Below are 15,620 nucleotides of genomic sequence, written 5' to 3' on the forward strand. Positions count from 1 at the left end.
ACTCTCCATAGGATTGTTGTTTTGATTATCGTAGGCAGAACAACCGCAACGACATCTGGAGTATGGTTGCGGTGTGTTACTTTTTCCAGGCGGGATAGAAAATAATCAGTCTAAACGTTGACTTAACGCAATCAGCGCTGAACAAAATTCCGTCGGATGAGAGATAAACGGGGCATGCGCGGCTTTGGCAATGATCTGCGATTCACTCTCCGGCCAGAGTGAATCCAGCAGCGGAACCACTTTGCGCGGCACAATCCCGTCGAGATAACCGTAGATACGCAGGTGCGGCACCGTCAGCGCTGCCAGCGGCTCGCGCAGGTCAACCGTTTTCAGGAGCTCAAGACCGCCGTTAAGCACCTCAACCTCCGGCATCGGCAGAGAAAGCACGGTCTGCTTCAGCGTTCGGGCATCCTTACGCGCGGTGTCAGTGCCCATTGTCTGCAATGCCAGGAACCGCTCTACGGTCCGCTGGAAATCGTCGCTCAGCTGCTGCTGGAAGCCCGCCAGCACGTCAGGCTTGATCCCCGGCCACTCTTCCTGCGCGCTAAAACAGGGCGATGACGCCACCGTCACCAGCGCTTTTACGCGGTCAGGCCGCGACAGCGCAATCTGGCTCGCCACCAGCCCGCCCAGGCTCCAGCCCAGCCAAACCGCGTTTTGCGGCGCAGCGTCCAGAACCTGCTGCGCCATCACATCAAGCGACAACGCGCCATACCCGCGGCTGCGGCCAAAGCCGGGTAAGTCCACCAGATGCAGCGTGAAATGCGAGGCAAGTTCCTCACGTATGCAATGCCATATCTCCGCGTTCAGGCCCCATCCGTGCAGCAGCACAAGATGGCAATTTCCTGTCCCTACGGTCTGCCACCACAGCGTCTTCATCAGTTACTGTTCTCTTTTTTCACATGGAGGTTGCACATGCTAACAGTACCCGGCTTGTGCTGGCTATGCCAAATGCCGCTGGCGCTTAGCGGGTGGGGCGTATGCTCCGTCTGCACGCGATCGCTGCAATGGCATATCGGGATCTGTCCACAATGTGGTTTACCGGCCACAAACCCCTCGTTGCCCTGTGGCCGCTGCCTGAAAAAATCCCCGCCGTGGAGCGCGCTGGTGGCCGTGGATGAATATGTCCCCCCGCTGAGCAGACTGGTTCATGCGCTGAAGTTTTCCGGGCAGAGCTCGCTGGCACAGCCCCTTGCCCGCCTGCTATTGCTGGCGGTTTTGCAGGCGCGACGTCACCGGGCATTGCCGAAAATTGACATGGTGGTGAATGTTCCCTTATACCGGCGTCGGCACTGGCGGCGCGGCTATAACCAGAGTGACCTGATCTGCCGTCCCCTCGCGCGGTGGCTCGGCTGCCGGTATGAGGCCCGCGCGCTGACACGCGTTCATGCCACCGCCATCCAGCATCAGCTCAGCGCCCGGCTTCGCAAAAGAAACCTCAAAAATGCCTTTCGCCTTGAATTGCCGGTCGACGGTCTCCATATCGCGATTGTGGATGATGTCGTCACCACGGGCAGTACCGTTGCTGAACTTTCCCGACTGCTTTTGCGAAGCGGCGCCGCGTCGGTTCAGGTATGGTGTCTGTGCCGTACCTTGTAGCCCTTCTTCAATGGGCGTATGATTATACCCAGGTAATTTAGTCAACTATTAGGCCAAAGCTATGATCCGTATTTCCGATTCTGCACAAGCGCACTTTGCCAAACTGCTGGCAAATCAGGAAGAAGGGACGCAGATCCGCGTGTTTGTGATTAATCCAGGCACTCCGAATGCAGAATGTGGTGTTTCTTATTGTCCTCCGGACGCTGTGGAAGCCACTGACACTGCCCTTAAATTTGAGCAGCTCACCGCCTACGTTGATGAGCTGAGCGCACCGTATCTTGAAGATGCGGAGATCGACTTCGTCACCGACCAGCTGGGTTCTCAGCTGACCCTGAAAGCGCCGAACGCGAAAATGCGTAAAGTGTCTGACGATGCCCCGCTGATGGAGCGCGTTGAGTATCTGCTGCAATCCCAGATCAACCCACAGCTGGCGGGCCACGGCGGTCGTGTTTCCCTGATGGAAATCACCGACGAAGGTTTTGCCATTCTGCAATTTGGCGGCGGCTGTAACGGCTGTTCCATGGTCGATGTGACGCTGAAAGAAGGGATCGAGAAGCAGCTGCTGAACGAGTTCCCGGAACTGAAAGGCGTGCGTGACCTGACCGAACACCAGCGCGGCGAGCATTCTTACTACTAATTCAGTATCCGTCTGTATTGCCCGGTGGCGCCGCGCTTACCGGGCCTACAAAACTGTGCCTGCGCGTATGCCTGGACACAGCATCCGAATCGTAGGCCGGGTAAGGCGAAGCCGCCACCCGGCTTTTGTTTTCCCGCCGCTCCCCCTCTATATGTTGACCTGCGTCTCATAATTCAAATTTACCCTCCCAGGGTGATTCTCAATCAAGTCATGTTACCCGTATCATTCTCGTGGGCACTCAGCACCCTTATAACAGCCGACTAAACTTAATGGTTTCGAAGGCATCAGTATGAGTGCCGTTAACACTCTGTTCCCAGTTGGGACAATCGGAATTTGTCGTTGAAACAATGACGTTACCCATAACAATTCAAAGGCCAGGTAAATCATGCCACTAGTCATCGTTGCTATCGGTGTTGTGTTATTACTGCTCTTGATGATCCGTTTCAAAATGAACGGATTTATCGCTCTGGTTCTGGTGGCACTTGCAGTCGGTCTGATGCAGGGTATGCCGCTGGTTAAAGTTATCAGTTCCATCAAAGCCGGCGTCGGCGGCACGCTCGGCAGCCTGGCGCTGATCATGGGCTTCGGCGCCATGCTCGGTAAAATGCTGGCAGACTGCGGTGGCGCGCAGCGTATCGCCACCACGCTGATTGCCAAATTTGGCAAGAAGAATATCCAGTGGGCGGTGGTATTAACCGGTTTTACCGTCGGCTTCGCGCTGTTCTATGAAGTGGGCTTCGTGCTGATGCTGCCGCTGGTGTTCACCATCGCTGCTGCGGCAAACATCCCGCTGCTGTATGTCGGTGTGCCAATGGCTGCGGCGCTGTCCGTGACCCACGGCTTCCTGCCGCCGCACCCGGGTCCAACCGCTATCGCAACCATCTTCCACGCGGATATGGGTAAAACCCTGCTGTTCGGTACAATTCTGGCGATCCCTACCGTGATTCTGGCGGGCCCGGTTTATGCCCGCTTCCTGAAAGGCATTGATAAGCCGATTCCGGAAGGTCTGTACAGCGCCAAAACCTTCACCGAAGAAGAGATGCCTGGCTTTGGCGTCAGCGTCTGGACCTCTCTGGTACCGGTCATCCTGATGGCGATGCGCGCCGTGGCAGAGATGATCCTGCCGAAAGGTCATCCGTTCCTGTCCGTTGCGGAATTCCTGGGTGACCCGGTGATGGCAACGCTGATTGCCGTGCTGATCGCGATGTTCACCTTCGGTCTTAACCGCGGTCGTTCAATGGATCAGATCAACGACACGCTGACCTCTTCCATCAAAATCATTGCCATGATGCTCCTGATCATCGGCGGCGGCGGTGCATTCAAGCAGGTTCTGGTCGACAGCGGCGTGGATAAATACATCGCTGCCATGATGCATGAAACTAACGTATCGCCGCTCCTGATGGCCTGGTCTATTGCCGCGGTTCTGCGTATTGCGCTGGGTTCTGCGACCGTTGCGGCGATCACCGCGGGCGGTATCGTTGCCCCGCTGATTGCGACCACGGGCGTAAGCCCTGAGCTGATGGTTATCGCCGTCGGTTCCGGTAGCGTGATTTTCTCTCACGTTAACGACCCTGGCTTCTGGCTGTTCAAGGAGTACTTCAACCTGACGATCGGTGAAACCATCAAGTCCTGGTCCGCGCTGGAAACCATTATTTCGGTGTGTGGTCTGGTCGGGGTGCTGCTGTTGAATATGGTGGTTTGATGTAAAAAAGCCGGGTGGCGCTGACGCTTACCCGGCCTACATTCTATTCCCTCTCCCTCTGGGAGAGGGTTAGGGTGAGGGTGAAACTACCGCTTCTTGCCCACCGCCCTTCTACGCTTGTCCAAATCCTTAATCAGCTTGTTCACCCCATCATCGGCAAACATCTTCTCAAGCGTTGTGGACAGCTTGCGACGCCAGTTCTTGTACTGATAGCTGGTCCCCGGAATGTTCACCGGCTCCGCCATATCAATCCAGTCTTCCGGCTGCAGGCCCAGCAGGGCGCTGTTGCTGTCGGCAATATAGCGCTGCAGGCCGCGATTAAGGGTCGCGGTCATCGACATCAATGACGCCTTATGTCCGGCACGTTTCGGCAGACAGCCCTGCTTGTGCAGCGCATCCAGCAGCCCCTGTTTGGAGAGCTCGCGATCCTGATACAGGCCGCGCAGAACCTCTTCATCAGGATACAGACCCAGCGTTTTACCGAGCGTCAGATCGCCGCTTTCCCAATAGCCACGAAGCGTAGGAAGGTCATGCGTCGTCGCGACTGCCATTGACTGTTCAGGGTACGCTTTCGGCGCGCGGAAGGTTTTCTCATGGTCGTTTTCAAAATAGAGCACTTTATAGGAGTAGACGCCGCTGTCGCGGAGCTTGCTGACAATTTCCACCGGCACGGTACCGAGATCTTCACCGATCACCATGCACTGATGGCGTTTACTTTCCAGGGCCAGGATCGACAGCAGATCGTCAACCGGATACTGCACGTACGCCCCGTGATCGGCCGTTTCACCGTACGGGATCCACCACAGACGCAGCACGGACATCACGTGGTCGATACGCAGCGCGCCGCAGTTCTGCATGTTCGCGCGCAGCAGGTCGATGAACGGCTCGTAGGCGCGCGCCGCCATGACGTGCGGATCCATCGGCGGCAATCCCCAGTTCTGGCCGAGCGGGCCAAGGATATCCGGTGGCGCGCCGACGGAGGCTTTCAGACAGTAAAGCTCACGGTCGCACCAGGTTTCCGCGCCGCCTTCCGCCACGCCCACGGCCAGATCGCGATACAGGCCGATCGGCATCTTATAGCCCTGGCTCACCTGCCAGCAGGCTGCAAACTGGCTGTACGCCAGCCACTGCAGCCACAGGTAGAAGTCCACTTCATCGGCATATTTTTTACAGAACGCTTTTACTTCAGGCGTGTCGACGGACTGATACGCTTCCGGCCAGACCGGCCAGCCCCAGCGCATTTCGTCCTCTTTCACCTGATACGCGTGCAGCGCATCAAACGCCGCCTGCCAGTACAGGCTCTCGCCCTCCTGCGTTACAAACTGGCGGAACGTGGCCATCTGCTCGTCATCGCGCTGCGAAAAGCCTTTCCACGCCAGACGCAGCGCGGCCATTTTCAGCGCCGTGACGGTGGAATAGTCCACCCAGTCCGCGTCGCGCGCCTGCTTGAGAGCCTGCTGCGTGGTGCTGAGTTTCCACCACGCCTGCGCCTCTTTGCTGTTTTTGAAGTCATCTAACGCGTTAACGTCGATATAAATCACGTTCAGCCAGCGGCGGGAAGACGGGCTATACGGGCTGGCGCTCTCCGGGTTGGCCGGATAGAGCGCGTGGATCGGGTTGAGGCCAATAAACGCGCCGCCGCGCTCGCCCACATCCACCAGCATCTTTTTCAGATCGCCAAAATCACCGATGCCCCAGTTGCTGTCGGAGCGCAGGGTATAGAGCTGCACGCAGGCGCCCCACAGCTTTTTACCTTCAAGCAGCGCCTGTGGCTCGTAGCAGCGTTTTGGCGCGACGATTACCCGGCAGTGGAAGCGCTGGTCATCCTGGGTGAGCGTTAGGGTGTGATACCCCTCCGGCAGCTTCGCCGGAAGGTTTAACGTTTTGCCGCCGGTGGCGTGGCCTTTGTGCTGATGCCCCTCTTCGGTGGTCAGCAGCCAGCTAAACTCGCCGCGCCCCTCCACCGCCAGCGGCATCTTTTTGCCTGCGGTGAATACCTTCACGTTCGGCACCGGCGCAACCGACGCTTTCGCGTCGGTTTTGTGCATGGCATCCAGCAAACGTCTTTTGGTGTCGGCGCCAATAGACTGCGGTTTGCCGTGAGCATTAATGTAACTGAGGCTGATTCCCGCCGCCTGCGCGGCGCTGTCCAGACGTTTACTCTCCATCGCGCTTCCTTAGCGTTTTGCCTGCCAGATACGGGCCTGATAATCACGGATTGAACGGTCAGAGCTGAACATACCGCAGCGGGCGGTGTTCAGAATGCACGCGCGGGTCCAGGCTTCCTGGTCGCGATACAGCACGTCGACCTGCTTTTGCGCTTCAACGTAGGCCGTGAAGTCCGCCATCACCAGATACGGGTCACCGCCGTGTTTGTCCATGCTGTGCAGCATCTGGTCAAACGCGTGCTTGTCGCCGTCGCTGTATTTACCGCTTTCCAGCTCCTTCAGCACCGCGTCGAGCACTTTGTCTTTCTTACGCCATTTCACCGGGTCATAGCCTTTAGCCTTGATGGCTTTCACCTCTTCCACGGTGTGGCCGAAAATAAAGATGTTCTCTTCACCCACCTTCTCGGCGATTTCGACGTTGGCCCCGTCGAGCGTACCGACGGTCAGCGCGCCGTTCAGCGCCAGCTTCATGTTGCCGGTACCGGACGCTTCTTTACCTGCGGTAGAGATCTGCTCGGAAATATCCGCCGCCGGGATCAGCATTTCAGCCGCCGAGACGCAGTAGTCCGGCAGGAACACCACCTTCAGCTTGTCGCCCACTTTCGGATCGCTGTTGATCGCCGCCGCCACTTTATTGATGGCGAGGATAATGTTTTTCGCCAGGTAGTAGCCCGGCGCCGCTTTCGCACCGAACAGGAACACGCGCGGCACGCGGTCGGCCTGCGGGTTCTCGCGGATCTCTTTGTACAGCGCCAGAATATGCAGCAGGTTCAGGTGCTGGCGTTTGTACTCGTGCAGACGTTTGATCTGAATGTCGAAAATGGCATTCGGGTTGATCTCAATCCCGGTACGCACTTTCACAAACTCCGCCAGGCGAACCTTGTTCTCCAGCTTGATCGCACGGTACTGCTCGCGGAACTTCGCGTCGTCAGCGTATTTTTCCAGGTTGATGAGCTGGTCCAGATCGTTGGCCCACTCTTTCTTCAGGGTCTTATCCAGCAGACCGGCCAGCAGCGGGTTGCACTGCTTGATCCAGCGACGCGGCGTGATGCCGTTGGTCACGTTGTGGAATTTGGTCGGCCAAAGCTGGTGGTATTCCGGGAAGAGATCTTTGACCACCAGATCCGAGTGCAGCGCCGCCACGCCGTTCACCGCAAAGCCGCTGACCACGCACATGTTCGCCATGCGCACCTGCTTATCGTGAACCACCGCCAGCTTCGCCCAGACCGCTTTGTTGCCTGGCCAGGTTTTATCCACCAGGGTTTTAAACTGGTCGTTAATCTTGTTGATGATCTGCATGTGGCGCGGCAGCAGCGTTTTCACCAGCTTTTCATCCCAGCACTCGAGCGCCTCTGGCATCAGAGTGTGGTTGGTGTAGGCGAAGGTACGGCTGGTGATGGCCCAGGCGTCGTCCCAGCTCAGCTGATGCTCGTCGATCAGCACGCGCAGCAGTTCCGGGATCGCAATGGTCGGGTGCGTGTCATTGAGCTGAATCACTTCGAAGTCCGGCAGCTGCGCCAGCTTGCGGCCCGCCAGGTGATGGCGACGCAGAATGTCCGCCACGGAACAGGCGCACTGGAAGTACTGCTGCATCAGGCGCAGCTTTTTACCGGCCAGGTGGTTGTCATTCGGGTAGAGGACTTTAGTCAGCTTCTCGGCGTCGATGCCCTGCTGCTCGGCGCGCAGGAAATCGCCGTCGTTAAATTTGGTCAGGTTAAACGGATGCGCGTGCTTCGCCTGCCACAGACGCAGCGGCTGCGCCACGCCGTTACGGTAGCCGAGCACTGGCAGATCCCAGGCTTCACCGGTAATGATGAACGCCGGTTCCCAGAGCCCCTGCTTTGTCACTTTCCCGCCAATGCCGACCTGCACATCCAGCTGCGCGTTATGGCGGAACCACGGATAGGTATTGCGATGCCAGTCGTCCGGCGCTTCCATCTGATGGCCATCGGCAAACGACTGCCGGAACAGGCCATACTGGTAGTTCAGACCATAGCCGATCGCCGACTGGCCGACGGTCGCCATGGAGTCAAGGAAACAGGCTGCCAGACGTCCCAGGCCGCCGTTGCCCAGCGCCGGGTCAATCTCTTCTTCGAGCAGGTCAGTCAGGCTAATGTCGTGTTCTTTGAGGACGTCACCGACGTCCTGATACCAGCCAAGGTTCAAAAGGTTGTTGCTCGTCAGACGGCCAATCAGGAATTCCATCGAGATATAGTTCACGTGACGCTGGCCTTTAACAGGCTTTGCCACCGGTTGAGCATCCAGCTGCTCTGCGAGCGCACCGCTCACGGCCTGCCACCACTGGTGAGGCGTCATTTCGTTTGCAGCATGAAGGCCAAAACGCTGCCACTGACGCGTCAGGGCAGCCTGGAATTGAGCTTTGTTGAAGGTAGGCTGTGACATAGGGGATCGGCATCCTTTAGAAAGAAAACACAAGTTGGCGCTAGTGTGCCTGGCTCATTTCCCCTCTTCCTCCTCCTGTGGGGGATTAGACAGGGAGGAGTAGCGGGGATGAGCATAAAAGTGTGATCGAGGCCACTCTCAGAGCATAGTTCGAGTGTGCCCGGAAGATAAAAAAGTAACCGGGGAGAATGTCAAAGAAATGAAATGCAGTTTCGGGTGAGATTAATCCGTTCTGAAATGATTACTTACGTAGAATAATAATTTAGTCATCGGGTTACATCTCCGGAGACTATTACTCTCACTCAACTTTACCAGCACTTTATTAAATTTGACGTCACTATACCTTTCTGAAACCAGTTTCAGCGCAGCGGCAATGTATACAGACAAGCCAGTAGTGACGCGGCGTTAAGCCCCTTTCGAGAAAGTTCCAACATTTGCCTGAATGTTTTGTGACAGAGTGCAAATTCAGAACCACAAAACCCAGACATAACTTGCAATAGTTCTCTTTCTGTTCGACCTTATATCGTATTAATTACGAAGCGCAAAAAAAATAAAATCTCTCGTTCCCCACAGTGAAGTGAAACCTATGTTGATTCCGTCTAAATTAAGTCGCCCGGTTCGTCTTGACCATACAGTGGTCCGCGAGCGTCTGTTGGCTAAACTTTCCGGCGCGCATAATTTCCGACTGGCGCTGGTTACGAGTCCTGCAGGCTATGGAAAAACAACGCTCATTTCGCAATGGGCCGCGGGTAAAAGCGATCTTGGCTGGTACTCCCTCGACGAGGGCGATAACCAGCAAGAGCGTTTTGCCAGCTATCTGATTGCCGCCATACAGCAAGCCACCCATGGACACTGCGTCGCCAGTGAGGTGATGGTGCAAAAGCGCCAGTACGCCAGCCTGTCCTCCCTTTTCTCTCAGCTGTTTATCGAACTGGCCGAATGGCATCGCCCGCTTTACGTGGTGATTGATGATTACCATCTCATCACAAATCCGGTGATTCATGAATCGATGCGTTTCTTCCTGCGCCATCAGCCGGAAAACCTGACCTTAGTCGTGCTGTCACGCAACCTGCCGCAGCTGGGCATTGCCAACCTGCGCGTGCGCGATCAGCTTCTGGAAGTGGGCAGCCAGCAGCTGGCCTTTACCCACCAGGAAGCGAAGCAGTTCTTTGACTGCCGCCTAACATCACCGATTGAGGCCGCCGAAAGCAGCCGTCTGTGTGATGACGTTGCCGGCTGGGCCACGGCGCTGCAGCTTATCGCGCTCTCTGCCCGACAAAACAACAGTCCGGCGCATCAGTCTGCGCGGCGTCTGGCGGGCATCAACGCCAGCCACCTTTCTGACTACCTGGTGGATGAGGTGCTGGACAGCGTCGATCCCTCGACGCGTAATTTCCTGCTGAAAAGCTCTCTGCTGCGCTCCATGAACGATGCGCTCATCGTGCGCGTGACGGGATGTGAAAACGGTCAGCTGCAGCTCGAAGAGATTGAACGTCAGGGCCTTTTCCTGACGCGCATGGACGATCCCGGCGAGTGGTTTAGCTATCACCCGCTGTTTGGCAGTTTCCTGCGCCAGCGCTGTCAGTGGGAACTGGCGGTTGAACTGCCGGAGATCCACCGCGCCGCTGCCGAAAGCTGGATGGCGCAAGGCTTCCCGAGCGAGGCCATCCACCACGCGCTGGCCGCCGGTGATGCCAGCATGCTGCGCGATATCCTCCTCAACCATGCGTGGGGCCTGTTTAACCACAGCGAGCTGACGCTGCTGGAAGAATCTCTCAAAGCCCTGCCGTGGGAAAGCCTGCTGGAGAATCCGCGTCTGGTGCTGCTGCAGGCCTGGCTGATGCAGAGCCAGCACCGCTACAGCGAAGTGAACACCCTGCTGGCACGCGCCGAGCAGGAGATGGAAAGCGAAATGGATACCACCCTGCACGGCGAATTTAACGCGCTGCGCGCTCAGGTGGCCATTAACGACGGCGACCCGGACGAAGCTGAACGGCTGGCGATGGTCGCGCTGGATGAACTGCCGCTGGCTAACTTCTACAGCCGCATCGTTGCGACCTCGGTGCACGGTGAAGTGCTGCACTGCAAAGGCGACCTCACGCGTTCGCTTTCACTGATGCAGCAAACCGAACAGATGGCGCGTCGTCATGATGTCTGGCATTACGCGCTGTGGAGCCTGATCCAACAGAGCGAGATTTTATTCGCACAGGGGTTCCTGCAGGCCGCCTGGGAAAACCAGGAAAAAGCGTTCCAGCTGATTCGTGAACAGCATCTGGAACAGCTGCCGATGCACGAGTTCCTGTTGCGTATTCGCGCTCAGCTGCTGTGGGCCTGGTCGCGTCTGGATGAAGCGGAAAGCTGCGCCCGCCAGGGTGTGGATGTCCTTTCCAGCTTCCAGCCTCAGCAGCAGCTGCAGTGCCTGGCGCTGCTGGTGCAGTGCTCGCTGGCGCGCGGCGATCTCGATAACGCCCGCAACCATCTGAACCGCCTGGAGAACCTGCTCGGCAACGGTCAGTATCATAGCGACTGGGTCTCTAACGCCGATAAGGTCCGGGTGATTTACTGGCAGATGACCGCCGATAAAAAATCCGCCGCTAACTGGCTGCGCCAGACGCCAAAACCGGAATTTGCTAACAACCACTTCCTGCAGAGCCAGTGGCGCAACATTGCCCGCGCGCAGATCCTGCTCGGTGATTTAGAGCCCGCAGAGATTGTGCTGGAAGAGCTGAACGAGAACGCGCGCAGCCTGCGTCTGATGAGCGACCTGAACCGTAACCTGCTGCTGCTGAACCAGCTTTACTGGCAGGCGGGTCGTAAAAACGATGCCCAGCGCGTGCTGCTGGAAGCGCTGCAGCTGGCTAACCGCACCGGGTTTATCAGCCACTTTGTGATTGAAGGTGAAGTGATGGCGCAGCAGCTGCGTCAGCTTATTCAGCTCAACACGCTGCCGGAGCTGGATCAGCATCGCGCCCAGCGCATTCTGCGCGAGATAAACCAGCATCATCGGCACAAGTTTGCGCATTTTGATGAGAACTTCGTTGAACGTCTGCTGAACCACCCGGAAGTGCCGGAGCTTATCCGCACCAGCCCGCTCACGCAGCGCGAATGGCAGGTTCTGGGGCTGATCTATTCAGGCTACAGCAACGAGCAGATTGCCGGCGAGCTGGCGGTGGCGGCGACCACCATCAAAACGCATATCCGCAATCTGTATCAGAAGCTGGGCGTGGCGCATCGTCAGGATGCGGTACAGCATGCGCAGCAGCTGTTGAAGATGATGGGGTATGGCGTTTAGGTTTTGTGCGGCCTGATGCCCTCACCCCGGCCCTCTCCCACAGGGAGAGGGCGAAAGTTTTGTAGGTCGGGTGAACGCAGCGCCACCCGGCACAAGTCCTAGCACAATTCCAGCTGCAAATTATTATCTTTAATCACCTGCATCACGCCCGCTGGCGGCATCACGTCGGTGTAGACCGCATCCACCATGCTGATGCTGCCCATGTTTACCATTGCGTTACGGCCAAACTTCGAATGGTCCACCACCAGCATCACGTGGCGTGAGTTCTCAATAATCGCGCGCTTGGTGCGCACCTCGTGATAGTCAAACTCCAGCAGCGAGCCGTCGCTGTCGATGCCGCTGATCCCGAGAATACCGAAGTCGAGGCGGAACTGAGAGATAAAATCGAGGGTCGCTTCGCCGATAATCCCGCCGTCGCGGCTGCGCAGTTCGCCGCCCGCGAGGATGATGCGGAAGTCGTCTTTCTGCATCAGGGTATTGGCCACGTTCAGGTTGTTCGTGACCACGCGCAGGTTCTCGTGATCCAGCAGCGCATGGGCGACCGCTTCCGGCGTGGTGCCGATATCAATAAACAGCGTCGCCCCGTTCGGGATCTGGCTGGCGACCTTGCGGGCAATCCGCTCTTTCTCTGCCGTCTGCGTGGCTTTGCGGTCGTGCCAGGAGGTGTTAACCGAACTGGACGGCAGCGCCGCGCCGCCGTGGTGGCGAAGAATGCGGTTCTGATCGGCCAGGTCGTTCAGGTCACGACGGATGGTTTGTGGGCTGACGGCAAACTGCTCCACCAGCTCTTCGGTGCTGACGTATCCCTGTTTTTTTACCAGTTCGATAATGGCGTCATGACGTTGTGTTTGTTTCATCAATTATCCCTGAGAATTATGTTCGTTTTCGCGCATGGAGCGTGTCGGCAAACGCCATCGCCAGCCCCACGGCCAGCCCGGCGACGTGTGCACCGTTGGCGATAGACATACCAAACAGATCAAACCATCCGGCAATTAGCCATATTAACGCAAAGGTTATTAATCCGCGTTGCAGATAGATGCCGCTCTCCGGATCGCGCTCCCCGCGGAGCCAGACATAGCCCATCAGGGCATACACGACGCCCGACAGCCCGCCGAACCACGGCCCGCTGAACTTGTGCTGAACATAGCCGCTCAGCAGGGCGCTGATAAGGGTGATAACGATCAGCTTGCCGCTGCCCAGACGCTTTTCAACAGCACCGCCGAGATACCACCACCAGAGCAGGTTAAAGAGGATATGCATCACCGAGAAGTGCATCAGCGCGTGGGTAAAGTAGCGCCAGACGTCAAGCTCAAGAGACGGGTCATAGGGCCAGGCCAGGGCAATCATCACGCTCTGGTCGCCGACCACGTTCATGATAATGAAGACAATAATGCAGGCCGCCATCAGCAGCAGCGTAAACGGGCCCGCGCGTTCCCGGATAGTGGCAAGGAAGGGAAAACGGCTGTAGTGCAATCCGCTGTCGGTCTGGCCAGACTGCCAGCTGGCCGCCAGATAGCGCGGGTCGCCAGGGTTCTCAAGAAAACGCGCCAGCTCCTCGTTTACCCGCCCGGCCTGGCTCTCATCGGCCAGCCAGACGTCGGTCTGCGTATGTTGCTGAATAGTCAGAATAACGCCCTGCGTCGCCATATAGTCGACAAACGCCTGGGCAACGCGCGGGTTGGTAAAAGAGGTGATCATCAACATGGGCAGCGGTCGCTTATTTCCACACAAAAGGGGACAGTATAGCGGGATCAGCGCTCAAAAGCGTATTCCACTTCTGCCGGGAAATGACGATGCCAGGCATCAAAACCGCCGTCAACGCTGTAAACCGCGTCGTAACCCTGCTGAAGCAGATACTGCGCCGCGCCTTTGCTACTGTTGCCGTGATAGCACATGACCATCACCGGCGTATCGAAGTCGTTATCGCGCATAAACGCGCCCAGCGTGTCGTTGGTGAGATGGAACGCGCCCGGCGTATGGCCCATCGCAAAACTCTGCGGATCGCGGATGTCCACCAGCACCGCTTTTCCCTGGTGCATCTTCTGGTGGGCTTCTTCTACGTTAATACATTCAAACTGATCCATGGTGTTCTCTTTACATTGTTCAACGGCACTATTTTACCCCGTAGTGTACGTCCTGGCGGCGGGTAAACGCCATTATGTTATCCATATCACTCTAAATTGTTTTTTTGATGTTACCAAAAGCGCGTTCCTTTGCTATTATGAGCGATATCGAACATTTCTGAGCTTTAACGAAAGTGCATGAGGGTGTTATGGAAACCAAAGATCTGATTGTGATAGGCGGTGGCATCAACGGTGCCGGTATTGCGGTCGACGCCGCAGGACGCGGTTTATCCGTACTGATGCTGGAAGCTAACGATCTCGCCTGCGCGACGTCGTCCGCCAGCTCCAAACTGATTCACGGTGGCCTGCGCTACCTGGAACACTACGAATTCCGCCTGGTCAGTGAAGCACTGGCCGAACGTGAAGTGCTGCTGAAAATGGCACCGCATCTGGCTATTCCGATGCGCTTCCGCCTGCCCCATCGCCCGCATCTGCGTCCGGCGTGGATGATCCGAATCGGTCTGTTTATGTACGATCATCTGGGTAAACGCACCAGCCTCCCGGGTTCGAAGGGTTTGCGTTTTGGCTCAGAATCGGTCCTTAAGCCTGAAATCGTGCGCGGTTTCGAATATTCCGACTGCTGGGTGGACGATGCACGTCTGGTGCTGGCGAATGCCCAGATGGTTGAGAAAAAAGGTGGTGAGGTGAAAACCCGTACCCGCGCAACCTCTGCCCGTCGTGAAAACGGCCTGTGGATTGTGGAAGCGGAAGACATCGATACCGGCGAGAAATTCAGCTGGAAAGCGCGCGGCCTGGTGAACGCTACCGGCCCGTGGGTGAAGCAGTTCTTCGACGACGGCATGCATCTGCCTTCGCCGTACGGCATTCGCCTGATCAAGGGCAGCCACATTGTGGTGCCGCGCGTGCATACGCAGAAGCAGGCCTACATCCTGCAGAACGAAGACAAGCGCATCGTGTTTGTGATCCCGTGGATGGACGAATTCTCGATCATCGGTACCACCGACGTGGAGTACAAAGGCGATCCGAAGAACGTCGAGATCGACGAGAGCGAAGTGAACTACCTGCTCAAAGTGTATAACGCGCACTTCAGGAAACAGCTGTCACGCGATGACGTGGTCTGGACCTACTCCGGCGTGCGTCCGCTGTGTGATGACGAGTCTGACTCGCCGCAGGCGATTACCCGCGACTATACGCTCGATATTCACGACGTTGACGGTCAGGCGCCGCTGCTTTCCGTGTTTGGCGGAAAGCTGACCACCTACCGCAAGCTGGCCGAGCACGCGCTGGAAAAACTGGCGCCATACTATAAAGGCATTGGCCCGGCATGGACCAAAGGCGCGGTACTGCCCGGCGGTGATATCGGCGACAACCGCGATGATTACGCCGCGAAGCTGCGCCGTCGCTTCCCGTTCATTACCGAAGGGATGGCGCGCCACTATGCCCGCACCTACGGCAGCAATACCGAGCTGTTCCTGGGCGATGCAAAGGAGATTGCGGATCTGGGCGAGCATTTCGGCCACGAGCTGTACGAAGCCGAGCTGCGCTATCTGGTTGAACACGAGTGGGTACGTCGTCTGGACGATGCTATCTGGCGTCGTACCAAAGAAGGGATGTGGCTCAGCGCCGAGCAGCAGTCTCGCGTGGCGCAGTGGTTACTGCAAAATGCGGGGAAGCGTGAGCTGTCGCTAGCGTCTTGATGCGATCGGTCCGGCTGATGCCCTCACCCTCTCCCACA

11 protein-coding genes are annotated in these 15,620 nt (G+C 57.2%); 5 read left to right on the plus strand and 6 right to left on the minus strand.

Annotated features, from left to right (window positions below):
* Positions 1-105: 105 nt before the first annotated feature.
* Complete coding sequence (gene bioH / locus UTM25_RS17345; RefSeq protein ID WP_194401408.1) at positions 106-879, minus strand: pimeloyl-ACP methyl ester esterase BioH; 774 nt, start codon at positions 877-879, stop codon at positions 106-108.
* Positions 880-915: 36 nt separating this feature from the next.
* Between bioH and gntX the strand changes: the two genes are divergently transcribed.
* The 3 genes from gntX to gntT all read left to right on the plus strand — a co-directional run bounded on the left by gntX (position 916) and on the right by gntT (position 3,938).
* A complete protein-coding gene (gntX, locus tag UTM25_RS17350) occupies positions 916-1,599 on the plus strand; it encodes a DNA utilization protein GntX (protein WP_194401407.1) in 684 nt (227 codons plus the stop codon).
* 61 nt (positions 1,600-1,660) lie between these two features.
* Positions 1,661-2,236, plus strand: a complete 576-nt coding sequence (gene nfuA / locus UTM25_RS17355; RefSeq protein ID WP_008503055.1) for a Fe-S biogenesis protein NfuA — start codon at positions 1,661-1,663, stop codon at positions 2,234-2,236.
* Between the two features lie 385 nt (positions 2,237-2,621).
* Positions 2,622-3,938, plus strand: coding sequence for a gluconate transporter (gene gntT / locus UTM25_RS17360; protein ID WP_039263070.1), 1,317 nt, complete (start codon positions 2,622-2,624; stop codon positions 3,936-3,938).
* Positions 3,939-4,024: 86 nt separating this feature from the next.
* On the opposite strand, the gene malQ is transcribed toward gntT, so the two are convergent.
* Complete coding sequence (gene malQ / locus UTM25_RS17365) at positions 4,025-6,106, minus strand: 4-alpha-glucanotransferase (RefSeq protein ID WP_194401406.1); 2,082 nt, start codon at positions 6,104-6,106, stop codon at positions 4,025-4,027.
* 9 nt (positions 6,107-6,115) lie between these two features.
* Positions 6,116-8,509: a maltodextrin phosphorylase gene (gene malP, locus UTM25_RS17370; RefSeq protein ID WP_194401405.1), complete on the minus strand. Its 2,394-nt coding sequence runs from the start codon at positions 8,507-8,509 to the stop codon at positions 6,116-6,118.
* Positions 8,510-9,095: 586 nt separating this feature from the next.
* On the opposite strand from malP, the gene malT reads away from it, so the two are divergent.
* Positions 9,096-11,801 (plus strand): HTH-type transcriptional regulator MalT, encoded by a 2,706-nt coding sequence (malT, locus tag UTM25_RS17375; protein WP_194401404.1) that lies wholly within the window; start codon positions 9,096-9,098, stop codon positions 11,799-11,801.
* Between the two features lie 98 nt (positions 11,802-11,899).
* Here the strand turns inward: malT and UTM25_RS17380 are convergent, their stop codons facing one another.
* From UTM25_RS17380 to glpE, 3 genes are read right to left on the minus strand one after another with little or no spacing between them, the layout of a single operon-like run.
* On the minus strand, positions 11,900-12,658 hold the full coding sequence (locus tag UTM25_RS17380; RefSeq protein WP_008503060.1) for a DeoR/GlpR family transcriptional regulator: 759 nt from the start codon (positions 12,656-12,658) through the stop codon (positions 11,900-11,902).
* Positions 12,659-12,674: 16 nt separating this feature from the next.
* A complete protein-coding gene (gene glpG, locus UTM25_RS17385) occupies positions 12,675-13,505 on the minus strand; it encodes a rhomboid family intramembrane serine protease GlpG (RefSeq protein WP_194401403.1) in 831 nt (276 codons plus the stop codon).
* Positions 13,506-13,552: 47 nt separating this feature from the next.
* Positions 13,553-13,885 (minus strand): thiosulfate sulfurtransferase GlpE, encoded by a 333-nt coding sequence (gene glpE, locus UTM25_RS17390; protein ID WP_008503062.1) that lies wholly within the window; start codon positions 13,883-13,885, stop codon positions 13,553-13,555.
* Between the two features lie 188 nt (positions 13,886-14,073).
* On the opposite strand from glpE, the gene glpD reads away from it, so the two are divergent.
* A complete protein-coding gene (glpD, locus tag UTM25_RS17395) occupies positions 14,074-15,582 on the plus strand; it encodes a glycerol-3-phosphate dehydrogenase (protein WP_194401402.1) in 1,509 nt (502 codons plus the stop codon).
* Positions 15,583-15,620 lie beyond the last annotated feature (38 nt).

Origin of the sequence: Enterobacter sp. 61D5 (assembly GCF_034107965.1) — a bacterium.
Taxonomy (GTDB): Bacteria; Pseudomonadota; Gammaproteobacteria; order Enterobacterales; family Enterobacteriaceae; genus Enterobacter; species Enterobacter cloacae_M.